The 22207-nt window shown below is 65.7% G+C and carries 25 protein-coding genes; 7 read left to right on the forward strand and 18 right to left on the reverse strand.

Annotated features, from left to right (window positions below; translation table 11 throughout):
• The first annotated feature begins 65 nt into the window (after positions 1-65).
• Complete coding sequence (locus tag ACFWZ3_RS02585) at positions 66-245, forward strand: hypothetical protein (protein ID WP_439706231.1); 180 nt, start codon at positions 66-68, stop codon at positions 243-245.
• A 107-nt stretch (positions 246-352) separates the two neighbouring features.
• On the opposite strand, the gene ACFWZ3_RS02590 is transcribed toward ACFWZ3_RS02585, so the two are convergent.
• On the reverse strand, positions 353-1342 hold the full coding sequence (locus ACFWZ3_RS02590) for an alpha/beta fold hydrolase (RefSeq protein WP_439706232.1): 990 nt from the start codon (positions 1340-1342) through the stop codon (positions 353-355).
• 211 nt (positions 1343-1553) lie between these two features.
• On the opposite strand from ACFWZ3_RS02590, the gene ligD reads away from it, so the two are divergent.
• Together ligD and ACFWZ3_RS02600 are read left to right on the forward strand one after the other, a co-directional pair.
• Positions 1554-4109: a DNA ligase D gene (gene ligD, locus ACFWZ3_RS02595; RefSeq protein ID WP_439706233.1), complete on the forward strand. Its 2556-nt coding sequence runs from the start codon at positions 1554-1556 to the stop codon at positions 4107-4109.
• A 261-nt stretch (positions 4110-4370) separates the two neighbouring features.
• Complete coding sequence (locus tag ACFWZ3_RS02600; protein ID WP_439706234.1) at positions 4371-5213, forward strand: class I SAM-dependent methyltransferase; 843 nt, start codon at positions 4371-4373, stop codon at positions 5211-5213.
• A gap of 7 nt (positions 5214-5220) precedes the next feature.
• On the opposite strand, the gene ACFWZ3_RS02605 is transcribed toward ACFWZ3_RS02600, so the two are convergent.
• The 13 genes from ACFWZ3_RS02605 to ACFWZ3_RS02665 form a co-directional block, all read right to left on the reverse strand.
• Positions 5221-5787 carry a hypothetical protein gene (locus tag ACFWZ3_RS02605; protein ID WP_439706235.1) on the reverse strand — a complete coding sequence of 189 codons (567 nt, stop codon included), beginning with the start codon at positions 5785-5787 and terminating at the stop codon, positions 5221-5223.
• Positions 5788-5908: 121 nt separating this feature from the next.
• Complete coding sequence (locus ACFWZ3_RS02610; protein WP_439706236.1) at positions 5909-7687, reverse strand: tetratricopeptide repeat-containing diguanylate cyclase; 1779 nt, start codon at positions 7685-7687, stop codon at positions 5909-5911.
• 27 nt (positions 7688-7714) lie between these two features.
• A complete protein-coding gene (locus ACFWZ3_RS02615; RefSeq protein ID WP_439706237.1) occupies positions 7715-7996 on the reverse strand; it encodes a hypothetical protein in 282 nt (93 codons plus the stop codon).
• A 47-nt stretch (positions 7997-8043) separates the two neighbouring features.
• Positions 8044-8883, reverse strand: coding sequence for an SAM-dependent methyltransferase (locus ACFWZ3_RS02620; RefSeq protein WP_439706238.1), 840 nt, complete (start codon positions 8881-8883; stop codon positions 8044-8046).
• Between the two features lie 175 nt (positions 8884-9058).
• On the reverse strand, positions 9059-9307 hold the full coding sequence (locus ACFWZ3_RS02625) for a hypothetical protein (RefSeq protein ID WP_439706239.1): 249 nt from the start codon (positions 9305-9307) through the stop codon (positions 9059-9061).
• A 359-nt stretch (positions 9308-9666) separates the two neighbouring features.
• Positions 9667-9906 (reverse strand): hypothetical protein, encoded by a 240-nt coding sequence (locus ACFWZ3_RS02630; protein WP_439706240.1) that lies wholly within the window; start codon positions 9904-9906, stop codon positions 9667-9669.
• Between the two features lie 80 nt (positions 9907-9986).
• Positions 9987-10232 (reverse strand): hypothetical protein, encoded by a 246-nt coding sequence (locus ACFWZ3_RS02635; protein WP_439706241.1) that lies wholly within the window; start codon positions 10230-10232, stop codon positions 9987-9989.
• Positions 10233-10308: 76 nt separating this feature from the next.
• The gene (locus tag ACFWZ3_RS02640; RefSeq protein WP_439706242.1) at positions 10309-10554 is read right to left on the reverse strand and encodes a hypothetical protein; all 246 of its coding nucleotides are present in this window, start codon (positions 10552-10554) and stop codon (positions 10309-10311) included.
• A 76-nt stretch (positions 10555-10630) separates the two neighbouring features.
• A complete protein-coding gene (locus ACFWZ3_RS02645) occupies positions 10631-10876 on the reverse strand; it encodes a hypothetical protein (protein WP_439706243.1) in 246 nt (81 codons plus the stop codon).
• 229 nt (positions 10877-11105) lie between these two features.
• On the reverse strand, positions 11106-11351 hold the full coding sequence (locus ACFWZ3_RS02650; RefSeq protein ID WP_439706244.1) for a hypothetical protein: 246 nt from the start codon (positions 11349-11351) through the stop codon (positions 11106-11108).
• A 106-nt stretch (positions 11352-11457) separates the two neighbouring features.
• Positions 11458-11703, reverse strand: coding sequence for a hypothetical protein (locus ACFWZ3_RS02655; RefSeq protein ID WP_439706245.1), 246 nt, complete (start codon positions 11701-11703; stop codon positions 11458-11460).
• A 69-nt stretch (positions 11704-11772) separates the two neighbouring features.
• Complete coding sequence (locus ACFWZ3_RS02660; RefSeq protein WP_439706246.1) at positions 11773-12618, reverse strand: SAM-dependent methyltransferase; 846 nt, start codon at positions 12616-12618, stop codon at positions 11773-11775.
• 103 nt (positions 12619-12721) lie between these two features.
• Positions 12722-13543: a hypothetical protein gene (locus ACFWZ3_RS02665; RefSeq protein ID WP_439706247.1), complete on the reverse strand. Its 822-nt coding sequence runs from the start codon at positions 13541-13543 to the stop codon at positions 12722-12724.
• A gap of 249 nt (positions 13544-13792) precedes the next feature.
• Here ACFWZ3_RS02665 and ACFWZ3_RS02670 point away from each other — a divergent pair, with 249 nt between their 5' ends.
• Positions 13793-14464, forward strand: a complete 672-nt coding sequence (locus ACFWZ3_RS02670) for a helix-turn-helix transcriptional regulator (RefSeq protein ID WP_439706248.1) — start codon at positions 13793-13795, stop codon at positions 14462-14464.
• Positions 14465-14524: 60 nt separating this feature from the next.
• Here ACFWZ3_RS02670 and ACFWZ3_RS02675 read toward each other — a convergent pair whose 3' ends face one another.
• From ACFWZ3_RS02675 to ACFWZ3_RS02685, 3 genes are all read right to left on the reverse strand, one after another.
• Positions 14525-14719, reverse strand: a complete 195-nt coding sequence (locus ACFWZ3_RS02675; RefSeq protein WP_439706249.1) for a hypothetical protein — start codon at positions 14717-14719, stop codon at positions 14525-14527.
• A gap of 225 nt (positions 14720-14944) precedes the next feature.
• Positions 14945-16807, reverse strand: a complete 1863-nt coding sequence (locus ACFWZ3_RS02680) for a hypothetical protein (RefSeq protein WP_439706250.1) — start codon at positions 16805-16807, stop codon at positions 14945-14947.
• A 245-nt stretch (positions 16808-17052) separates the two neighbouring features.
• Positions 17053-17721, reverse strand: coding sequence for a hypothetical protein (locus ACFWZ3_RS02685; protein ID WP_439706251.1), 669 nt, complete (start codon positions 17719-17721; stop codon positions 17053-17055).
• A 330-nt stretch (positions 17722-18051) separates the two neighbouring features.
• Here ACFWZ3_RS02685 and ACFWZ3_RS02690 point away from each other — a divergent pair, with 330 nt between their 5' ends.
• Positions 18052-19683 carry a S8 family peptidase gene (locus tag ACFWZ3_RS02690; RefSeq protein ID WP_439706252.1) on the forward strand — a complete coding sequence of 544 codons (1632 nt, stop codon included), beginning with the start codon at positions 18052-18054 and terminating at the stop codon, positions 19681-19683.
• A gap of 210 nt (positions 19684-19893) precedes the next feature.
• Here ACFWZ3_RS02690 and ACFWZ3_RS02695 read toward each other — a convergent pair whose 3' ends face one another.
• Entirely contained in the window at positions 19894-20472 is a 579-nt protein-coding gene (locus ACFWZ3_RS02695) for a redoxin domain-containing protein (protein WP_439706253.1), read from the reverse strand.
• A gap of 189 nt (positions 20473-20661) precedes the next feature.
• On the opposite strand from ACFWZ3_RS02695, the gene ACFWZ3_RS02700 reads away from it, so the two are divergent.
• Together ACFWZ3_RS02700 and ACFWZ3_RS02705 are read left to right on the forward strand one after the other, a co-directional pair.
• Entirely contained in the window at positions 20662-21207 is a 546-nt protein-coding gene (locus ACFWZ3_RS02700) for a peroxiredoxin (RefSeq protein WP_439706254.1), read from the forward strand.
• Positions 21208-21322: 115 nt separating this feature from the next.
• Positions 21323-22054 (forward strand): tetratricopeptide repeat protein, encoded by a 732-nt coding sequence (locus ACFWZ3_RS02705; RefSeq protein WP_439706255.1) that lies wholly within the window; start codon positions 21323-21325, stop codon positions 22052-22054.
• Positions 22055-22207 lie beyond the last annotated feature (153 nt).

Here is a 22207-nt window from a genome sequence, read left to right on the forward strand (position 1 = left end):
ACGCCGGAGGACTGCGGCCGACCACCGCGTACGGCCCTCCCGTCAACCGCTGCAAGGAGCGCTCCATGCCGCACAAGCAACAACCCGTCTCCGTCGCCGAACTGCACGACATCTACGGCGGCGATCGCCCCAAACCCAAAGTCGAGGACACCGCCAGCTACCGCAAATCGTCGTTCTCGGTCAGGGAGGCCGGCCACCCCGGCGCACCACCAAGGCCACTGAACGAGAAAAAGAAAGGTCGCTGAGGCGATCCCTCAGGCGACGCGTTGCCGAGGCCACACGTCCTCATGGGCATCCCGCCGCGCGAGGACCGTCAGCGGCCTCGCGCCACCGTGGCCGGTGCAAGCTTCCTTCAGTTGCCTTGCATGAAGCCGTTCACGGCCTTCAGGAAGGCCTCCGGTTCTTCCTGGTAGGTGAAATGCGCACTGCCGGGAAGAACCACCAGCGTCGCGTGCGGCAGGCGTGCGGCCAGCTCGCGTTGCGGGGCGACGCCCACGGCTCCGTCATGCGCACCGACCAGCACCAGCGTGGGCATGCGCAGGCGCTCGGGATGGTGCACCGAATAACAGATGAAGTTCGATTCGGGTGCCATCAGCGCGGCGCCGATCTCGCCGGTGTTGCGCAGGCCGCTCTGCGCGTCCAGGCGCTCCTGCTCCTGCTTGGCGGCCATCACGTGGAACTGCTGGCGATCGTGGAACGCGTGCCCGTCCGGCAACGTGGCCATGCCGGCGCCGACGAACGCCATCCGCGCGTGGGCCAGCGCGCAGGTATCGGCGGGGGCGACGGCGCGCAGCGCCTTGCCGGCGTCGGATCGCTCGGCCGCCGCGTACGCCTTGGGGAACTGGCTGGCCAGCGTCTGCATCCAGCTCTCCAGCGCACCGGGCAGGTCCACCGCCGCGTCGATCAGGATCAGCCGCGCCACGCGCTGCGGGTGCGTCTGCGCATATTCCACCGCAAGCGTGCCGCCGAAGCTGTGCCCGGCCAGCACCATCCGCTCGACGCCCAGTTGCCGCCGCAGTCCTTCGATGTCTTCCATCTGCGTCGACAGCGTGTAATCCCCACGCCAGGGGCGCTCGCTCTCGCCGCTGCCACGCTCGTCCAGGTAGACCATCGGATAGCGCGCATCAAGCGCCTGGCCGGCCGTCATGCGGAAACTGTAGGAGTTGTAGCCGGGTCCGCCATGCAGAAACACCACCGGCACGTCGGTCGGCGTGATCGGGCGCGAGGTCCAGTAGGTGAGCCGGATGCCGTTGATCACTGCGTCGTGGCGGATTTGGGCAGCCCGCGCTGAAGGAGCAACGAGGCCGGCGATGAGCACGGCGGCGACAAGCAATGAACGCATGGCAGGTCCGGGGCGATGAGGGTTGCGCAACATTGCCTCGCCTCATCGGTTCGCATAAGTGCCGTTGGTCAGACACACCCGCCGCGATGGGCGCGCGTGGGCTGCGGCGCGGAAGCGGTGCCGGCGCGGAACCGATCCAGCGGCCGCGCTCCACCCCGGATTCACGACGCGGATGCCACAACCTGAGGAGCCACTGTCGCGGAGCCATCGCTTGAGCCTCAGGGAATACGATCGCAAGCGGCGTTTCGACACCACGCCGGAGCCGCGTTCGGAAGACTCCGCGGCGGAAGGTGGTCGGCCGATCTTCGTGGTGCAGCTGCATCACGCCAGCCGGCGGCACTACGACTTCCGGTTGCAGGTTGGCGACACGCTCAAATCCTGGGCCTGTCCCAAGGGGCCGAGCTACGACCCGAACGTCAAGCGCCTGGCGGTGGAGGTCGAGGACCACCCCATTTCGTACGCCAAGTTCCAGGGCGACATCCCCGCGGGCGCCTACGGCGGCGGCCACGTCGACACCTTCGACAGCGGCGTGTGGTCGACGCAGAACGACCCGGAGGCGCAACTGGAGAAAGGCCATCTGCGCTTCGAGCTGTTCGGCACCCGGCTCAAGGGCAGTTGGCACCTGGTGCGCAGCGGCAAGCCGGCGAAGCAGCCGCAGTGGTTCCTGATGCACGACAAGGACGCCTACGCGAGCGACGTGGAGGCCGACGACCTGCTCGATGCGCGCATGATCGCCAGCACCAGGGCCGCCGCCGGTCGCTCCGGCGGCGCGAAGGAAGTGGCCGCGACGCTGGACACGCGCAAGCGCAAGAAGGTGCCGGTCGCCGGTCACCACGCCAGCAAGGTGGGCAAGCTCGCCGCCGCGGCGGAAGGCGCGAAGAAGGCGAAGGCGAGCGCCGATTTCTTCCAGCCCGAGCTTGCCACCCTACGCGAGAATCCGCCGACCGGCGACCAGTGGCTGCATGAGGTGAAGTGGGACGGTTACCGCATCCTTGCGACCATCGCCAAGGGCCAGGTAGAGCTGTGGTCGCGCAACGGCCTGTCGTGGTCGGACAAGGTCCCCGACATCCGCCAGGCGATCGAATCGCTGGGCCTCGATTCGGCCCGGCTCGACGGCGAACTGATCGCCCTGAGCGCGGACGGCCAGGCCGATTTCAACGCGCTGCAGAAGACGCTTTCCGGCGAGGCCAACGCGCCGCTCGCCTACATGCTGTTCGACCTGCCCTTCCTGGAGGGCTACGACCTCTCCGCCACGCCGCTGCACGCGCGCAAGGCAATCCTCGAGGCGTTGCTCCAGGACCCGCCCGCGCATCTCTCCTACAGTACCCATGTGGTTGGCAACGGCGACCAGGTATTCGCCATGGCCAGCGAGAAGAAGCTCGAGGGCATCCTCAGCAAGCGCGCCGATTCCCGCTACCGGGCCGGTCGCGGCGACGACTGGCTGAAGATCAAGCGCGTGGAGTCGGACGAATTCGCGGTCGTCGGTTACACCGCGCCCAAGGGCGGGCGCCAGGGCTTCGGCGCGCTGCTGCTGGCGAAGCCGGCACCGGAAGGCGGCTGGCATTTCATGGGCCAGGTCGGCAGCGGCTTCAGCAACCGGCAACTGCTGGATCTCAGCCGCACGCTCGCTACCGGCGGCAGCAGCAAGCCGACCGTGCGCAATCCGCAGGACGCCCCGCGCGGGGTCAAGTGGATCGAACCCACTGCGGTGGCGGAGGTGAATTACCGCGGCATCGGCAACCAGGGTCTGTTGCGCCAGCCGAGCCTGAAGACGATGCGCAAGGACAAGACGCCTGCCGACCTGCGCGACAGCGACCGCGCGGCGCCTGCGCCTCCTGCCACTCGACGCAAGGCCTCCGCGCGCAAGGCCGCGGCGCCCGCGCCTGCAGGCGTCACCATCACCCATCCCGAGCGCGTGGTGTATCCGGCCGACGGCTACACCAAGCAGGACGTGGCCGACTACTACCGCACGGTGATGGACTGGTTCCTGCCCGGCGTGATCGATCGTCCGACGTCGATCATCCGTTACCCCGACGGCATCGACAAACCCTCGTTCTTCCAGAAGCACATCCCTTCCGGCGGTCTCAAATTCGTGGGCAGCGTGAAGCTCAAGGAGGAAACCGGCGCCGCCGCCGTCTACCTCTATCCGCAGTCCGCCGACTCGGTGATGGAACTGGTGCAGTACGGCACGCTGGAGTTCCACCCCTGGGGCGCCAAGGTCGACACGCCGGACCTCGCCGACCGCGTGGTGTTCGACCTGGACCCCGGCCCGGACGTGAGCTGGGAGCGCGTGGTCGCGGCCGCCCGGCTGGTGCGCAAGCTGCTGGCCGACCTGGAGCTGGAATCCTTTCTGCGCACCACCGGCGGCAAGGGCCTGCACGTCGTGGTGCCGCTCAACCCGCCGTCGGACTGGGGTACGGTCAAGCAGTTCGCGCAGGGTTTCGCCGGGGCGTTGGCGGGCATCCATCCGATGGAGTTCGTCGCGGTCAGCACCAAGTCGATTCGCCACCAGAAGATCTTCGTCGACTACCTGCGCAACGGCCGCGGCGCCACTGCGGTGGCCTCTTACTCGCTGCGCGGGCGCCCCGGCGCGCCGGTGGCGGTGCCGCTGCGCTGGGAGGAGCTGGGCAAGATCAAGAGCGGCGCGCAGTTCGACATCCGCTCCCTGCCCGCCCGGCTCAAGCGGCTGCGCAAGGATCCGTGGGCCGGTATCGACGAGCTGCAGCAGAGCCTGGACAAGGTGATCGGGAAGCTGGGCGCAGCTTGAGACGCTGTCTCGTTCCAGAGAGGCGCGGCCTCCTGGTCCAGGGCAGGGACAGGCGCCAAGGTCTGGCTCCCTCTCCCCCGCAGGGAGAGGGCTGGGGCGACGGGCCGAGCTCGCGCCAAACCACACGCCCGCCGAATGCGGGCCGTCTTCCATCCAGGTGCCACCACCCACCCAGGCGGATCGCGGGAATGGCCGGCGCCCCACCGATTCGCTATGGTCGCGCTTTACGCCGCGACTGCTGCGCGCCAGGAACCGCCCTTCGTGCCCCACTACCACGGCCCCCTGCTCACCCGTCCTGTCGCCGAGACGCTGGTCGACGCACGCGACGCGGGCGCCGATACGTGGAACGGGTCACTGGACCTGGACCGCTCGCGCTCCAACGCACACCTGCAGGCGGACGCCTGGCAATGGCTGGACGCGCACTATCCCTATCCGGCGAAGCTCAAGGACCGCACGATCTACTACTGGGATGGCGAGGCCTTCGCACCCGTTTCGCGCTTCGCAGGTTCGCTGATCAAGCTCGTGCCCACCGAGTGGGGCGCGCCGACCTTCGAGATCGACGGCATCAAGATGCTGCCCACCGCGAAGGATTCGCCGGTCGAAGACGCGCGCCGCAAAGTGGCGTTGGTGGATCCGCGCGGCAAAGTGGTGCTCGACACGTGCGGCGGGCTGGGCTACTTCGCAGCATGTTGCCTGGAAGCCGGCGTGGAGCACATCCATTCGTTCGAGAAAAACCCCGACGTACTGTGGCTGCGCACCCTCAACCCGTGGTCGCCCGACCCCGACGCACCCGCCAGCGGCGGCCGGCTGCAACTCGCCCACGCCGACGTGTCCGTCGCGATCACGCAGGTCGCCGACGCCTCGGTGGACGCATTGCTGCACGACCCGCCCCGCTTCGGCATCGCCGGCGAGCTCTACTCGCAGGCGTTCTACGGCGAGCTGGCTCGCGTGCTGCGCCGTGGCGGGCGGCTGTTCCACTACACCGGCAGCCCGAACAAGCTCACCAGCGGCCGCGACGTGCCGCGCGAAGTGGCAAAGCGACTGGAAAAGGCCGGCTTCAAGGCACAACTGGCGCTGGATGGCGTGCTGGCGACGAGGCGCTAGGCGATGCTCAGATCGCTGGCGATCGGCGGCCCTTGAGGCGTATCCACAGACGCGCAAGCCACGGGCGCAGGCACAGGTGCAGGATGGCCGAGGCGAGCGCGATCACGGAAGCGACCAGCATCGGTAACAACGCGCCAAAGGCATGCATCATGCCCAACACGAACCCCAGCAGGCATTCGGCCCGGTAACCCGGCAACAACAGGGCCAGCACGAGCATTCCCTGGAACAACCAGGACAGGAATGTTTCGTACCCTCCCGTGAACGCCACCGCGATACCGATACCGAACAGCAGGCCCACGACGAAGCCCGCCACGATCGTCCGATAGACGGACAGCCTTGCGTTCTCCGGATGCCCCTCGATCCGACGCTGGATTCGCCCGGTGAGAAACCAGGCCAGCGCGGGCACCAGCAGGGCGCTCCATGCGTTCGATATGCCGGGAAGGTCCGCGCGTGCGAACAGGTGGTGCGTGGCAATGCCGCCGTGGGCATGCTCCCAACCGAGGTTGGCCAGCTCCAGCAGCGTCGCCAGGATGGTGAATCCCACGCGCCAGCGCAGCAATGCTTGTTTCCCCATGGTTCCCTCCACGCGAGGCGGGCGTCGTGCCCAGCACCCTATCGACTGAGGCTGGAGCGGCAACCTGCCAAAAGTCAGGCCATATCACAGGTATCGGTTCGGGCCCGCGCCCCCGGGGCGGTCAGGCCTGGACCAGGGCGTTGGCCACTTCAAGATCACCCATGACGCAATTGCGGCCGGCGCGCTTGGCGCGATAGAGCGCCGCATCGGCTTCCCTGCAGAGCCGCTGCACCCCGTAGCCGGACGTGGCGGTAGAGGCCAGGCCCACGCTGGCGGACACCATAATCTCGCACCCATCCTTGCTGACGGGCGCCTCGACGATCGCCGCACGGATGCGATTGGCGATATCCATGCCCTGCTCGCGCGAACACTCGTACAGCAAGATGCCAAACTCCTCGCCACCCAGGCGTCCGAACAGATCGACGGGACGCAACTGCTGCTGACAGGCAGCGACGGCGCGCTTCAGCACGGTGTCGCCCGTGGCATGGCCGTGGGTGTCGTTGACGAGCTTGAAGTGATCCAGATCCAGCACGATCAGGCAGGCGTGGCCAACCTTCTTGTTCAATTGCTGCAGGGCGCGCTCCGTCCTGCAGATGAAGTGCTGGTGGTTGAGGATGCCCGTAAGACCGTCCAGTCGAGAGAGCCGCATAAAGCGCAGCTGTGAGCGCTTGAGCCTGAACAACCAGAAGACGATCGAGAAAAGAACGACCAGCAACAACATGTTGTAGAGGCGGCTTGTCTCGGCAGCCTTCGTGGCAAGTGCTCTCTGCAGTTTGAGAATGCTGTTCTGCTTGCTGAGCGCCTCGGCCTCAAGCCTGGCTGTCAAAACATGTTGCTGGGCCACCTGATAGGCCAGGGTGCGGGCACTGACATCATTGAGATAACCCTTGTCTTGCGCCACATACTGCTCGTAATACGCGAGCGTTGCGGCAGCATTACCGCGCTTCCTTTCGACCTCATAGAGGACTCTATAGGCGTCTCGTAGAGATCCGCTGAGATCGCCGCCGCTGCTCATCGCGACCGCGGCAAGCGCCGTCTTCAGCGCCTTGTCGTCCTGACCCATTTGTTGAAAGGCTTGGGCCAGCTCCACCTTGGCCGCCAGCGAGTGGGAGTAGAACTGACCCGCGGCAATGCCGGGGGCAGCCTGATTAATTACGGCGCGCGCCTTGTCCGGCTTGCCCTCGTCAAGGTAGAGGCTGCCGAGAACCAACCACATTGCGTTGGCAAAGACGCTCTGTTTTGCCGCCTGACATGTCTCAATCGCGCGCTGCAACTCTGTACCGGAAGAACTCAGCCGCTTGGCGTTATAGAGCGCCGTCACCTGTTTGGTCAGGGGGTTGCACGAAGTCTCCCCGGGCGGGAGCGTATCTTCCATCATGCGGGCATAGTTCAAGGCCAAATCGTTCTGCCCGGCTAGGGCAAGCAACTGAGATAGATTGGCAAGAACGGAAAATCGCGCCAGGCGATCGTGGATGGCTGGCAGCTTGCCAGCCAGCCGATTGGCCAGTACGAAGGCCTCCTCGTACCGACGCTGCAACCCAAGGTTGCTCATCAATAGCGCCGAGGCCTTTGCCTCAAGGGCAACATTTCCGGAGTGGGCGATGACCCCACGCAGCACGCGATCAGCCGTGTCGTAGTCGCCTTGGTAGGACGCCTGCCAAGCATCCAGGTAACGCAGGTACCACTGCTCACCGGGTGACAGGTCAGGTGTTTCCCGATGGAGCTGCTCCAGCATGCGCACGAAGCGCCCGTGGTCTGCGGTGCGCAGACGCTCCGCCTGCTCCAGGAAGCCGGTCACGTTACCGGCTTGCCTGACAGGATGGGCGGCCTGCGCCAACAGACAAAAGACCAGGCCCGCCAACGCGAACCATGGCCTCAGACAGTGGCGTAACGAACGCATGCCGGCATCAACCGACGTGATATGGCATCAGCCTGCGTTACTGGAATCCGGCACGCGCTCGAGCTCACCAACATCATCATCGGCGGGGTCTTCCTCTTCGTGTGCTGGCGTCTGGGTTGCGTGGTCGACTTGCAACGGCTTCTGTCCAAGTTCCGCTGCGAGGCGTGAACTATCGCCAGACATCACCGCCTCCTTGAACGCATCTGATGCCTTGGCCGACTCGAGCGTGGATGCCAGTTCCTCCGCCGAGGCATGACGCAGGGCTGAGTTCTTTCCGATAGTTTCAAGTAGTTCGATTGAGTCCGACATCTCTCTTCCCCTGTTGGTATTGATTCCAGCCCGGCAAGCACGCCAGGTCAGGCTTCTTCGGATAAGGCGCCAGCGTTGGCCTTGTCCAGAGCCGCCAATCGCTCGCGCATGGCAAGGTTGGGTTGCAAGGACACAGCCGGCGGCAAGACAACGGTTTCCTCGGCGGTCAGGCTGGCGTCTACCAGATCGCGCAGCGCCAAGCGTCGCACTCGCGGCTTCTGGATCGGCAGCGTGGCGCCGCGATAGATGATGATCTCGTGCGCGAGCGGATAGTCCAGGGCCAGCAGGTCCACCAGCAGCTGCCGGTAGGCAGGGCCAGTGGAGAAGCGCTTCAGCGAAAGATCGCCCACCAAACCGACCTGCCACAGCACCAGATATCCCGCCGGGTCGATCCTACGCTCGTAGAACAACAACTGGCTCGCCTCGAAATGCTGGCAGCCACAACGGCCAGGATCGATACCCAGGTCGGCGTACAGGCAGTCCTCGGCCGAGATGCCAGGTTCCATATGGGCAGCAAAACCTTCCGCCCTGGCTACCGCAATGACCTTGTGCGGCGACCACGCGAAGATGCCTGGATGCCCGTAGAACACTCCGCAAACACGTTTGCCCGCGCGCACTTCGGCCATCATCACCTCGACCCACTGCCGGTAGGTCGTCATCCGCGACTTGCCCTCCTGGTAGTACGGCTGAAGGCTGCGCACGTCCGGGTGCAACCGCTGCAGCCATAGCTCAACGATACCGTCGGAGAGCGCCGCAAAAACGACGTCCGCCTGTTCGATGTGGCTGCGCGCCAGCGGCGTGAGGTGGGAGCCGAGAGTCATGCCCATGCCGACGCAGGCCAGGCTGCCGCGGCGTTGGCTATCCAGGGAGGAAGGATTCGGTGTCATCGCGTAATAGTAGGGCGTTTCGCATGGGTCGACGCAGTGTGACACGCGTCGCACAACATCCGGCTGTGCAGTATCGGAAAACAGATTCTTAGATGCAAAAAAGGCCTTGGTGCTTTAGCTACCAAGGCCATGTTGGCCGTGCCGAACGAGACCGAGCCGGTTGCATCTGACGCATTTAGCAGCGGCCGATGGCGTCCTCGCGCCACATCGTCTGGCTCGTTTGAGGCGCGCCCCATTGGATGACGTGCATCGCCTTCTCGGCAAGGCCCCGGGTCAGAACCGACACATCGCCGGATAGAACGGCATTCCTCAACGCCTCCGGCGCCTGCCCCTGATCCAGCGCAGACAATACCTTCGCGGAAGGAGCGTAACGCAGCCCGGCGTTCGTCCCGATCGCTTCCAACCATTCAACAGTATTCGTCATACCTGTCATCTCTCGCTCAATGCGGTCAAAGGCTTGCGCCGGCGCCAAGACCCACTTCCCAGCTATCGGGAGGCCGTAGTGGCCTCGTTTCTCCATATCGTCTGCGTGGACTGGGGTACGGCTTGGACCCCGAGCATCGTCTTCTGTCCGAACTCTTGCATCAGCAGTGCGCAATCGCCATGCGAGATCGCATTCCTGAGCGCGACCGATGCGTGACTTTCTTCGAGAGCGCCAAGAAGCTCCCGAGGTCCAGCGTAACGAAGGGCAGCATCCCTTCCGATGGTTTCCAGCAATTCGATGGTAGACACAGGATCCTCCTGGTTGATCTGTTTCAACGAGGCGTGGCGGGCGCTGGCCCATCACGCCGCAGCGAGAGCTTCTCGCCAAACCATCTGGATGACCTGGGGAGAGGCCTGAACGAGGTGCATCTTGGTCCCGAAGTCTTCCAACAGGGCTGAACCGTTACCCGAGCAAGCCGCGCGCTTGAACGCCGAAGACGCATTTGCGCCCTCCAGTGCACCAGCCAACTGTGTCATGGATGCATAACGTAGCGCAGCGTTTGCGCTGATCGTCTCGAGCAGCTTGATGGTGTTGCTCATGCGGAATCTCCTGAGATCTAGATAGATCCGCTGGTGCTTGGTCGAACCAAGGCCGGTGACGTCTTGGTACGGCGCTCTACTTACCCCGCGGCGGCGTCCATCTCCCGCCAAATCATCTGGGTAATCTGGGGCGTCGCCTGAACGAGGTGCATCGCCTTGTGCCCGAAGTCTTCCAACAGGGCTGAACCGTTACCCGAGCAGATCGCGCGCCTGAGCGCCGAAGACGCATCTGCGCGCTCCAGGACACCAGCCAACTGTGCCGTGGATGCATACCGTAGTGCAGCGTTTCCGCCGATCGTCTCAAGCAATTCGATGGTATTGCTCATGTGCTTCTCCGCTGGATTCCCTATAAACCTAAAGGCTCTGGGCAAACCAAGACAGCTGATGTCTTGGTCGGGCGCTCTACGATTCCGCGGTGGCGATTTCCCGCCATACCATTTGGGTGGACTGGGGAGTCGCCTGAACGAGACGCATCGTCTTGTGCCCAAAGTCTTCCAACAGCGATGACCTGTTGCCCGAGGAGATCGCGCGTGTGAGCGCCGCAGACGCGTTTGCGCCCTCCAAGGCACCGACCAACTGGGCTGCGGGTGCATACCGTAGTGCAGCGTTTCCGCCGATCGTCTCAAGCAATTCGATGGTGTTGCTCATGTGCTTCTCCGCTGGATTCCCTATAAATCTACAGGCTCTGGGCGAACCAAGACAGCTGATGTCTTGGTTTGACGCTCTACGATCCCGCGGCGACGAGTTCCCGCCACACCGTTTGACTGGCCTGGGGAGTCGCCTGAACGAGACGCATCGTCTTGTGCCCAAAGTCTTCCATCAGCGATACCCCGCTACCCGAGGAGATCGCACGCGTAAGCGCCGCAGACGCGTTTGCGCCCTCCAAAGCACCGATCAGTTGGGCTGCGGGCGCATACCGTAATGCAGCGTTTACGCCGATCGCCTCGAGCAATTCGATGGTGTTGCTCATGCGTCACTCCTTCGCTTGGCCTAAAAATCAATGGGCGTGCCACCGGCTCAAGCACGGGGATGCCGCGGACAGCTTTTATGACCTCGCCCCCGACATCTTTTCAGTAGCGGAGAAGCCGTGACCCAAAGGGATCGCAACTGAGCGCCAAGGCTGCATCAGGCGCCCCCTAGCGCGACTGCCCGTACCGCGGAGCGCATCGCACGATGGCTCCCGCGCGATCGCTGCAGTTCTATTCGGCGAGGAAACCGTCCCCACGCCACATCATCTGAACTACCTGAGGAATCAGTTGGACCGCCTGCATCGCCTTTTGCCCGAAGTCTTCAAGCAACGATGCTTCGTTGCCGGAGGACACCGCATTCCTGAGCGCAGGTGATGCGTGGGCGTTCTCCAGTGCTTCCATCACCTGCGCGGAAGAGGCATAACGCAGGGCGGCGTTTCCGCCGATGGTTTCAAGCAGTTGGATGGTGTTGTTCATGTGCTCCCCCTTATGGACTTACGTATAGCGGAGCGGCAGGGCTGACTGCACCGGGTGACGGTTCCAGTAGAAGCCAACTGCGCTATCCGGTGAGCCGACTCGCGTGTCACTCGGCCGCAAAACCTTCCTCTCGCCACATGACCTGGACCGCCTGCGGAGTGGCTTGGAGAACTTGCATGGCCTTGTCGCCGAAGTCCTTCAGCAACAACGAGCCATTGCCGGACGATACCGCCCCCCTGAGCGCCGAAGATGCATCAACCTGCTCCAGGGCGCCAATGAGCTGGGCCGCGGAAGCGTAGCGCAGGGCGGCGTTGCCGCCGATGGTTTCGAGCAACTCGATGGTGTTGGACATGCGCTTTCTCCTAAAGAAGCGAACCTTGCGGCCGCTCAACTAAGCCGATTCAGCCATGAAGGGCTGACTTCAGACCGTGCCTTCTTCCAATTCCTGGAAGCTGATCTTGTCCAGCTCAATCAGGCGTTTGCACATGGCGTCGTTCGTTTTCAACGGCACCGAGGGCGGCAGGACCACCGTATCTTCAGCCGTGAGGTCGGCCGTAGGCAGGTCGCCCAGGGTCACGCGGCGGATGCGGGGACTCTGGATCGGCAAGGTCGCGCCACGGTAGACGATCACCTCGTGGTCGAGGGGATAATCCTGGCTCAGGCGTTCCACCAGCAACTGGCGATAGGCCGGCCCGGTGGAAAAGCGCTTCAGGGTCAGGTCGCCGACGAGCCCCACTTGCCACAGCACCAGGTAGCCACAGGGATTGACGCGGTGCTCGCATGCGAGCAACTGGTTTGCTTCGAAGTGCTGACATCCGTAACGACCGGGATCGATGCCCAGATCGGCATACAGGCAGTCTTCCGCCGAGATGCCGGGTTCCATGTGCGCTTCGAAACCTTCACCACGGGCGACCTTGATCACTTCGTGGGGTGCCCAGGCAAAAATGCCCGGATGGCCGTAGAACACGCCGCAGACCTTCTTGCCGGCGCGCACCTCGTCCATCATCACTTCCACCCATTGCTTATAGGTGATCGCTCTGGATTTGCCCTCGCCATAGTAAGGCTGCAGGCTGCGCACGTCTCCGTGCATGCTTTCCAGCCAAAGCTCCACGACGTAGTCGGAAACTGCGGCGAAAACCACGTCCGCCTGTTCGATATGGCTGCGGGCCAGCGGGGTGAGATGCGAACCCAGGGTCATGCCCAGGCCAACGCAAGCCAGGCTGCCGCGCTGCGGGCCGTCGGAAACAGGTAGGTCGAGTGTAGTCATCTGGCAATCGTAACAGCATCGCGCAGCCGCACTGCAACCGGCCATCCGCCCAATAAAAAGATGCCCTCGCCGCGAGGCGAGGGCATCCACTGGCTGCGCAGGCTTAATGTGGGATCTTGTAATTGCCGTGATTATCGATTGGGCAAGCGCATTCGTTGCCCACCTGTTTCGGGGCGAAGTGGTAGCCCGGAATGCGGCTGGTGAGATACGCAGCCGTGGCCTTATAGGCGTTCAAGTTGTAAGGCGGCTTCGCCGAACCGAAGGTATTGCCGCCGGGGGTGGTCAGCACCTGCCACAGCGTCGGTTGCGCAGCAGATGGCGAGATGTAGAAGCTCGGCACAACGGTGTCGTTGAAGGCGGCGTACTTGTCCACGCCGACCAGATTCCAGGCATCCTGCGAGGCGTTCTTCCAGAAGCCCGGCGAGCACCACGCGCCCGGCGTCTTCATCGGCTGGCAGCCGTGGCTGACAACCAGTTGGACGTTTCCATTCCTGACGTCACCTTCGTAGGTGGCAGTGACCGGCAGGCCGACGAGCTTGTTATAGCGGTAGTACTTGCTGGCGTACTTGAAGGTGCCGCCAACCTTGATCATCTGCACGGTGCGGTCCGGCAGGGTCAACGTGGCCGATACCGCGCCATTGGCGGTAAGCACCCAGACCAGGTAACCCTGCCCCGTCTGATAGGGCTGACCGGTTCCATTCCAGTTGGCGAACAGGCCGGTGCCGCCGTCGTCGGCATCGTCCTGCCCGGTGAGGCCACAGCGCTCGTCCTGCAGGTTGTGCGTGTTGCCGTCGAAGCTGAAGCCCTGCCCGGTGTAAGTCACGACCGTAGCGGCCCACGCGGGCGCGGCCCCGACCAGGGTCAGCAGGAGGGCCAGCAATGGCATGCCGAGCAGGCGCCTGGACTTCATGAGCAGGATCTTCATGAGCGTGTACTCCCGGGGATCCGCCGCAGCGGGGGAGCGCAGCATGCGGCGCACGCCGGACCGGATGAATACTCCGATCGGAGTAGGCGCCGGGCGCCCCCGCCTGCGTGCCGCGGCGATGGACCGGCCTCACCCGGCGTGGCGCGCTGGTGGGCTGAAGCCCCACCCTGCGATGGCGGGGCGAACACGCCCCGCTCACGGCGGCGCTTCAATCCTCCGCAGGAAAACGCGGGATTGCGGGAGGGCCGCGTGATCAGCATCGTGCTCGGCGGGCCGGACCCCGCCATCCGTCTGGCCCTGGCCGCCGGTTTCGGGCGCGTCGAAGGGTTGCAGGTCGTTGGCGAAAGCGGTGCGCCGGAGCACCTGTCGATGCTGGTCGCCTCCCGTCGACCGGCCATTGCGGTGATCGAAGCGTGCTGGGCCGATGCCTGTCCGGGCCTGCTCGGTCGCCTGCTGGCCCGGCAGACCGCGCCAAGGATAGTGATGTACGCAGACACCTTGGCCCGGCCGGAGGTCCTCGCCGCCGTGAAGCAGGGCGCCCATGGCTGCCTGCCACGGCATGCGCCCGTCGCAGCGTGGCGCGATGCGATCCTGACGGTCCACGCTGGCGATTCCTGGATTCCGCGCGCCCTCATGGCCACCGCACTGGCTGACCTCCGGCACCTGTTGCGCATGGATCTGTGGCCCACGCCGGACATCGCGCCGCTCACCGACCGCCAGCGCGAGATCGTGCGCTGGGTGGCCCAAGGACTGAGCAACAAGGAGATCGGCCGGCGCATGGGCATCAGCCCGACCACGGTGAAGACGCACCTGCACAACATCTTCGAGCGTGCCGGCATCAACGGTCGGCAACAGCTGACTGTCCACGCGCTCAGGCAGGCCATCCCGGGGCACTCGGCGCCCGGAACCGGGGTGAACTGAACCGCTCCCGGCCCTCGTCGGGCGCCAGCCTCCACGGGCGCTGGCGCCACCTGCAGCCGACTAATACTGCGGCGCGTACCAAGCCAGCACGTCCCGCGCCTGGCGGATATCCAGCGGCGGGCACTGGCCCAGCTCGCCGCCGGAAAGCGCCGACTGGGCCCGCATGCGGATGCGCGTCTCCTCCGGATCCACCGGCGCGGAAAGCCGGCCCCATTTCGCCTCGCAATGTGCGACGACTTCCTGGAATGCGTTCATGCGTGATCCCTCCTTGCGACAGGTGGTTTGCCAGCAGCAGAACGAATACCGATGTCCCCATGCCCGAGCCTCATGCCGAGGGTCGAGCCCGCTTCGGTTCGCGACCAGTATCGATGGCCCACGTGAACCCCCTGCCAAGTTTGCGTGGTCCGCGTGTGTGGTCGCCCACGGAAACGAAACGGGCGCGGTGGAGCTTCCACCGCGCCCGTCATCGTCAACACTGGCTCAGAGCTGGAGCCGGGAAATACGCGTCGACCAGTTGCTGAGCGCACCGCGCGTGCCGCCGCACTGGAACAACGGCGGGGTCAGGTACTGCGCCAGCGTGCAGGCGTGCGCGATGTACTCGGAGGCGGTCCAGATGGTGTTGCCCTCGGCAGCCGCCGCACCGTAGTCGCCCCAGCGCGGACGGTTGTCGCCCAGGTAGGGAATGCCAGTGAAGCCGTCCCACGGCGCTGCGCCCGCGGCGGCGATGTGCACGTCGCCGGCGCCCTGTTTCGCATCAAAGCTGGCATAGCCGGCGCTGGGCCAGTCATTCGGACCCACCACGGTGAAGGCGATCACGCCGCGCCCGCTCTGCGTCACCGCCGAGGTTCCGTAGGTGAGGTTGGCGTCAGGCAGCGCCAGCGTGCCGTTGGCGAACACGCCGCCGGACTTCGGATCGATCACGAACCAGGCGACGCCCGACCCATGGCTGCCGTCTCCCAGCAGCACGTCGGTGTCCAGCGTGCCCCACAGCTTGCCGTTGGCGAAACTGACCTGCTGCATGCGCGAATCGTTGACCGCGAGCGCGCGTGGCGTCGAGTACACGATGTTCGGGTAACCGAGGTAAGTCGGCGCACAACCGGTGAGCGCGAAGCAGTCGCGCAATGGCGCGTCGCCGGGCTTCTGTTGCGCGAGGCTGGTGGGCACCGCGTAGGTCTGCACGCCCACCGCCGACACATCCAGCGTCAGCGCCATGGGCGCGCTGTCGATCGCGCTGGTGTGGGACACGGACCACAGCCAGATCGTGTTGGACGTGCCTTCGTCGTAGAACACCGCGTCGGAGCTCAGCAGGTATTCGGTACCGCCATGCGCACCGGCGTACTGCCCGCCGCTGGAAATGGCCGGCCACACCGTGAATGCCGGTGCCGGCACGCTGGGGTCGCCGGCGTTGAACAGCACCACGTTGGGCGAGGGATCACCCGCCACCAGTGCGCGCTTGGAGATCGCATAGATCTGCGCGCCGTAGAAGCCCGGACCGAACAGCGCGAACTCGTTGGTGGTCAGGAAGATCGCGTTGGCGTCTGCGCCGATGTGCGGGTAGTCGCCCAGGCAGAAGCCGGCCGTGCATCCGTGGTTCGGCGTGCCGTCGCTGCCGTTGTTCTGCACCGGCAACTGGTAGACCGTCCATGCCCCGGTCGGATCAGCCGTCTGGCTGACCGCGATGTCCAGGTGGTTGGTGCCCGAGAGCGCCGAACTGGTGCCGACCCGGTCGAGCGTCAGCACGACGTGGAACCAGCGGCGGGTATCGGCGTCGTAGTAGCACGTCGGATCGGTAATGCTCGGGCCGTAGGCGCCGGTGGTGCGATTGATCGCTGCCGGGTAGCCATAGAACGTGTTCAGGTCGACCGGACCGACCAGCTCGTTGCCTGCGCGATCGTAGATCGCCAGCACGTCGTTCACGCTCTCCACGACGAAGCCGTTGCCGGCGCACAGACCCTGGTCCGGCGGCTCCACGGAAAACTGGTTGCCGCCGTTGGCATAACGCTGGTCGTGGAAGTTCAGGCCCTCAAAACCACCCTTGAGTTCGGGATGCGACTTGGCGCGCGTGCCGTGGCCCATGGTGTTGAGGCCATTGTGGCGGCCGTGGTGGAGCGTGCGGTTGACCACCGGCTCGTCGCCCAGGTCATCCTCGCCATCGCCCGAATCGGCGTCGCCCGCCGCCATCGCCGGATCCTGCTCCAGGCTCGTGAGCGGCGCGCCGCCTACGGGAGTGGTGTGGGGTACGGTGGTGGTGCCCTTCTGCAACTTCAGCGTGACGGGGGTTGCCCCCATCGCGCAGGTGGCAAACGTCATCGCCGCGAGGGCGATGAGCAGTCGAGTCTTCATAAACGGTCTCCTTCCATCCGTGAATCGGTTGGGTGACCGCGTCCCCCTGTGAGCGCCGCCGTCGATCAGGCCGACGTGCGTCCACGCAAGTACGCATACGAGGGTATGCGCGCGCGCCACGATACGCCCGGGCCTGGCGGTATGCCACAGCATTAATGGAAGAGCCTGGCAGGTCGAAAAAAACCTTCGTAGGGTGGGCTTCAGCCCACCGCTCGCGAATCAGAGCCGGTGGGCTGAAGCCCACCCTACGACCGGTGCCCGGCGTCCACCTCGTCATGCCCCGCGTGATCACCCAACGCAAACCCGGCGCCGCCGGCGGCCATGCCGCCCAGCCCCCCGCCGCCAGTTTTGCCGGGCGTGTCCTTGCCGCCACCCTCGCCCCGCGCCTTGGCCGGCGAGGGACGAGTCGGCCCCTGCTTTGGCACCACCAGTCCGGCCGGGATGGGCGGCAAGTCCAGCGCGTGTCGGACGAAGTCACGTAGCGAGACCACCAGCTCCGCCGTGTGCACCGGCCGGCCGGCAGCCAGTTCGTCGGCGGCGCGGGCGGCCAGCCGGACCTGTTCGTCGGTACCCAGCAGCAGGATGTCCGAGAGCGCCGCCTCGACCGCATCGCGGATGCGCCGCGAGCGATCCGAGCTGCCCCCCTCTCCCTCCGCCGATTCGCCGCGCTGGCGCAGGTGGCGAAAGTGCGTGGGGTCGACCGCCAGGTCGCCGGTGAACGAACCGCCCAGGGTTTTGTACGCGGCCATCAATGTGCGTAGCCGCTCGTTGATCTGCCGGTTCTCCCGCTGCTGCCGACGCTGCACCGCCTGCATCGCAAGCAGGCGCATGCCCACGCCCAGCAGCGTGACCAGCACCAGCCCGAACAAGGTCGGCCACAGCGCGTGCCAGGAAGTGAAATCGAGATTGCGCACGCCGCCGCTCCGGAGAGTTGGCGCCAGCATGGCAACGCGCATGCAGGCAAAGCGTCATGGCAGTGCCCGTCATGGCATCGCCCATGGCATGCGCACCGGCGAACGGTGATATCTGGCGTACCGCCATGGCCCATTGGCTGCCGCTTTCACGACGGCCCCACAAGCGTCTGCCTAGTGTCCATGCCCGTTGCCCGCGGGGAGGCCGCGGCAGGGTTTGGCTGGAGGCAGGGGTACTCCGGCTCCGAGGTTGCCTGTGACAGGACAGCGCCATCCGGCGCTGTCGTCGCTTGACGCGCCACACGTTCGGCGCCCATACCGGAGGACCACCGCATGACACACCGTTACGCGATCAAGGCGCTGCTGGGCGCCTCCATCGCCCTTGCCCTGTCGCTCTCCGCCCACGCCGCCGCGCCATCGGGCCCGGCCGGCACGCGCTACGACGTCAGCAGCCTGGCGCCCAATGGCCATTACGACCGCTTCATCGTCACCTACCGCGACGGCAGCACCGAACGCAGCAACCACGCGGCGCTGCTGCAGAACGTGGGGGCGGCGATCAGCCGGGCGGGCCTGAACCGCGCGACCGCCGCCGGCGGCCGCAGCACAGGGGTGCAAGCCGCCTACCAGCGCAAGCTGGCCACAGGCGCGGACCTGGTGCGCACCTCGCGCAAGCTCGACAGCAGCGAAGCGGCGACGCTGGTCCGGCAGATCGCCGCCGACCCGGCGGTGGCCTTCGTGGCACCGGACGTGATGTTGCACCGCGTGCGCGACATCCAGGCGCCGGCCAACCTCGCACCGGCGACCTTCAGCCCCAGTGACACCTACTACCCGTTCTACCAGTGGGACCTGAAGGCGCCCGACGGCACCATCACCGCCTTCGGCGACGCCAACCACGGCGGCACGCGCGCCAACGACGCCTGGGACCTGGCCGACGGCAAGGGCGTCATCATCGCCGTGCTGGACACTGGCATCACCCGCCACGTGGACGTCGACACCAGCCTCGCCGACAAGGGCTACGACTTCATCACCGATGCCCTGGTCTCCGGCCGCGCCACCGACGACCGCGTGCCCGGCGGTTGGGATCTGGGTGACTGGACCACTACCGAGCCGTGGCTGTCGGCCTGCACCAACGAAAACAACCCGCCCGAGCTCAGCTCCTGGCACGGCACACACGTAGCCAGCACCGCAGGTGCCGAAATCACCGACAACGCGCAGGGCATGGCCGGCATCGCCTTCCACGCCCGCGTGCTGCCGGTGCGCGTGCTCGGCCACTGCGGCGGCTACACCAGCGACATCGCCGACGCGATCGTCTGGGCAGCCGGCGGCAAGGTGGACGGCGTGCCGCGCAACCGCCATCCGGCGCAGGTGATCAACCTGAGCCTGGGCGGCGAGGGCCGCTGCAATCCGCACGACGTGACCGCCAAGGCCGTGGCCAAGGCGAACGCGCTGGGTGCGGTGGTCGTGGTTTCGGCCGGCAACAGCGGCGACGATGCCGCCAAGTACACGCCGGCCGGCTGCCCGGGCGTAATCACCGTGGCGTCCACCGGCATCACCAGCCAGCGCGCGTACTACTCCAACTACGGACACGCGGTGGAGATCGCCGCGCCCGGCGGCGGTGTGTATCAGGATGACGATCCCAACACCGGAGCGATCTCCTACGACGGCTTCATCTGGCAGGCGCTCAACAACGGCGACACTACACCGGTGCCCGAAGGCACCACCTACAGCGGCTACGCCGGCACCTCGCAGGCCGCCCCGCACGTCACCGGCACGGTCGCGTTGATGCAGAGCGCACGCAAGGAACTGTGCCTGCCGTTGCTCAAGCCTAAACAGGTCCTCAAGCTGCTGCAGGCGACCGCCTATGAGCCGATGATCCGGCCCAAGGGCAAATACTCCATCGGCGCCGGCATCCTGGACTCCGCCGCCGCGGTGGAAGCGGCCGTGCAGTTCGTCCCGCACAAGTAAGCAAGCCTGCTCCCCGGAGAGAGGGGGCTGCGGCCAGGAACCGGATCCTGCCGCAACCGGGCTCCCTCTCCCCGCCGGGGAGAGGGCTGGGGTGAGGGGCCAAGGCTTGCGGGAAACCACAGCGACCCTCGCAACGATCTTCAGCCCTCCTCACAAGGACAGAAAAAGGCGGGCACCGCCCGCCTTCCCCTCGCATCCGGACACCTGGCCTCAGGAATGCACAGCCGCCTGCGCAGGCTTCACCCCGGCCCGGGCGAGCATGCCACGCGCCAGGAACAGCTCCACCCGCTCCAGCGGAATGCGATCGCCCGCATCACCGCCGTAGTAGGCCTCGGCGATATTGCCGTCCTCGTCGATCAGGAAATCGGCCGGCATCAGGTTGGTGGTGTTCAGGCCCGCCAGGCCGACGATGCGCAGACCTTTGATCAGCGTCGGCACGCGCGTGACGATGCCCTTGAGCTTGCGCCACAGCGAACGCTCGATCCCGTAGGTTTCATGCGCGTGCGAACTGGGGTCCGCAATCACGCTGAAAGGCCGCGGCTTGCGCGCGACAAAGCGCTGCACCGCCTCGGGCGTGGAGGTGAACACGGCCACGATATCCAGCCCCAGCGCCGACAGCGCTGGATGGTGGTTGGTCAACTCATAGATGCGGAAATTGCAGAACGGGCACGCCGCGTCGCGGAAGAAGCACAGCAGCGTGCGCCGCCCCGAGCCGCCGATATCCACGCGGCGGCCGTAGATATCGACGAAATGCAGCAGCGGCGCCTTGGAAGGTGCGTTCAGTCTCATTTCGGAATTCCCCTGTTCCTGCCGGAATCTTGCGTACCGCGGCTCGCGCGCGAGCCGATGCCGTTGGTGCCACAAACACGGAAGAAGGTTGGGTTGTACCCGAAAGCGGAAACCCGTTTCCCCGACCGACATCCGCTGACGTATTTGTAGCGTATAAACGGTCTCTCCATGCCGCCCAGGAGTCCTGCCATGAAGTCTCCGCTCAAACTCGCCGCGCTCGCCCTCGCCGGTACCGTCACCCTCGCTTCGCCGGCTTTCGCCACCCTCAAGGAAGGCACGCGGGCGCCGGACTTCTCCGCGCCGGCCTATCTCGCTGGCAAGGCCTTCACCTTCAACCTCGCCGATGCCCTGAAGAAAGGCCCGGTGGTGTTGTACTTCTTCCCGGCCGCGCACACCGCCGGCTGCAACCTCGAAGCCCATCTGTTCTCCCAGGCCATCGACCAGTTCAAGGCGCTGCACGCGACGGTGATCGGCGTAACCGCCGGCAATACCGACCAGTTGGCCGACTTCTCGAAGGAAACCGAGCATTGCAGCGGCAAGTTCCCGGTCGCCGCCGACGCCGACGCGAAGATCGCCAGGGAATACGACGCCCTGCTACCGATGCGCCCTGGCTGGTCGGACCGCACCTCCTACGTGATCGCGCCCTCGGGCAAGATCACCCACGTCTATTCGGACCTCAAGCCGAACAAGCACGTGCAGGAAACGCTCGACGCGGTGAAGGCGCTGGAGAAGTAGCCCGTCGGCAGATCACGGAAGCGCGCGCGGCCCGCCGCGCGGGCTGCCCCGCGATGCGTCCACACGGGAGATGACCATGTTGCGCTTCGCGAGACACATGGCTGGATGGGGGATCGTGCTGCTGCTCGCAGCGTGCGCCGGCGCCCCCGGCAAGACGCCTGCCGCCGGCCCCGCGCCGCCGAACGGCGACGCCGACGTGCAGCAGGTAATCAAGAGCGTGCAGATGATCCGGGACGGGCAAATCATGTCGGCGATCGATGGCCCCCTCCACAGCGTGGTCGCCAAGTACGAAGCCACCTACGGGCATGCCGACGCGATCGTCTACAGCGCCCGCGGCCCTTCGGACGCCCTGCTCTACTCCGCCATGGTCGCCAGCGGGAACCTGCGACAACCGAAAAAGGTGCTGGTCCTCGGACCCGCCTGGGCGATGGCTTACTGGGCGCGCGGTTTTGCCTACAACGAGATGGCACGCTACGACGATGCGATCGCCGAATTGCAGAAGGCGCTCGCACGCGCGCCGATGGACAGCCAGTACCAGTTGGAGATCGGCTTCGCCTATCAGGGCAAGCACCAATGGGAGGAGTCGCTGGCGCACTACAAGGAAGCCGAAACCGATGCGCCCTTCACCGCCGCGGACGTGCCCGACTCCACCTGCAAGGCCCTGCGCGGCCAGGGCTTCGCGCTGACGGAGATGCGCCGCTTCGACGAGGCCCGCGCCGCTTACCACGCCTGCCTGAAGCTGATCCCGGATGAACCGCGTTCGGTGGCCGAGTTGAAGTACATCGACCAGCAGGTCGGAAACATGCCCAGGGAAAAGGCGGGCGAGCCCGGGGCACCACGGCCGTGAATTAGTGAGCGTTCCACCCACTCGCCAGCTGCCCGCGATCGACGGCCTGACCGATCGTTCGCGCACGCTCCCCTGCTGACGTCCGCCGTCCCATTGCCCCTGTCCGGCCTGCACCCTTTCGAAGCCCGCACCGATCCGGAAATCGTCGCCTCG

It is taken from the genome of Frateuria sp. GZRR35 (assembly GCF_051900415.1).
In the GTDB taxonomy this organism is placed as follows: Bacteria; Pseudomonadota; Gammaproteobacteria; order Xanthomonadales; family Rhodanobacteraceae; genus Frateuria_A.

Coding starts and splice junctions, on each gene's coding strand:
- ACFWZ3_RS02690 (WP_439706252.1), top strand. CDS start 18,052: ATGACACACCGTTACGCGATCAAGGCGCTGCTGGGCGCCTCCATCGCC.
- ACFWZ3_RS02615 (WP_439706237.1), bottom strand. CDS start 7,996: ATGTCGGACTCAATCGAACTACTTGAAACTATCGGAAAGAACTCAGCC.
- ACFWZ3_RS02625 (WP_439706239.1), bottom strand. CDS start 9,307: ATGACGAATACTGTTGAATGGTTGGAAGCGATCGGGACGAACGCCGGG.
- ACFWZ3_RS02610 (WP_439706236.1), bottom strand. CDS start 7,687: ATGCGTTCGTTACGCCACTGTCTGAGGCCATGGTTCGCGTTGGCGGGC.
- ACFWZ3_RS02660 (WP_439706246.1), bottom strand. CDS start 12,618: ATGACTACACTCGACCTACCTGTTTCCGACGGCCCGCAGCGCGGCAGC.
- ACFWZ3_RS02635 (WP_439706241.1), bottom strand. CDS start 10,232: ATGAGCAATACCATCGAATTGCTTGAGACGATCGGCGGAAACGCTGCA.
- ACFWZ3_RS02700 (WP_439706254.1), top strand. CDS start 20,662: ATGAAGTCTCCGCTCAAACTCGCCGCGCTCGCCCTCGCCGGTACCGTC.
- ACFWZ3_RS02675 (WP_439706249.1), bottom strand. CDS start 14,719: ATGAACGCATTCCAGGAAGTCGTCGCACATTGCGAGGCGAAATGGGGC.
- ACFWZ3_RS02605 (WP_439706235.1), bottom strand. CDS start 5,787: ATGGGGAAACAAGCATTGCTGCGCTGGCGCGTGGGATTCACCATCCTG.
- ACFWZ3_RS02630 (WP_439706240.1), bottom strand. CDS start 9,906: ATGAGCAACACCATCAAGCTGCTCGAGACGATCAGCGCAAACGCTGCG.
- ACFWZ3_RS02585 (WP_439706231.1), top strand. CDS start 66: ATGCCGCACAAGCAACAACCCGTCTCCGTCGCCGAACTGCACGACATC.
- ACFWZ3_RS02695 (WP_439706253.1), bottom strand. CDS start 20,472: ATGAGACTGAACGCACCTTCCAAGGCGCCGCTGCTGCATTTCGTCGAT.
- ACFWZ3_RS02680 (WP_439706250.1), bottom strand. CDS start 16,807: ATGAAGACTCGACTGCTCATCGCCCTCGCGGCGATGACGTTTGCCACC.
- ACFWZ3_RS02640 (WP_439706242.1), bottom strand. CDS start 10,554: ATGAGCAACACCATCGAATTGCTTGAGACGATCGGCGGAAACGCTGCA.
- ACFWZ3_RS02650 (WP_439706244.1), bottom strand. CDS start 11,351: ATGAACAACACCATCCAACTGCTTGAAACCATCGGCGGAAACGCCGCC.
- ACFWZ3_RS02665 (WP_439706247.1), bottom strand. CDS start 13,543: ATGAAGATCCTGCTCATGAAGTCCAGGCGCCTGCTCGGCATGCCATTG.
- ACFWZ3_RS02655 (WP_439706245.1), bottom strand. CDS start 11,703: ATGTCCAACACCATCGAGTTGCTCGAAACCATCGGCGGCAACGCCGCC.
- ACFWZ3_RS02620 (WP_439706238.1), bottom strand. CDS start 8,883: ATGACACCGAATCCTTCCTCCCTGGATAGCCAACGCCGCGGCAGCCTG.
- ACFWZ3_RS02645 (WP_439706243.1), bottom strand. CDS start 10,876: ATGAGCAACACCATCGAATTGCTCGAGGCGATCGGCGTAAACGCTGCA.
- ACFWZ3_RS02590 (WP_439706232.1), bottom strand. CDS start 1,342: ATGCGTTCATTGCTTGTCGCCGCCGTGCTCATCGCCGGCCTCGTTGCT.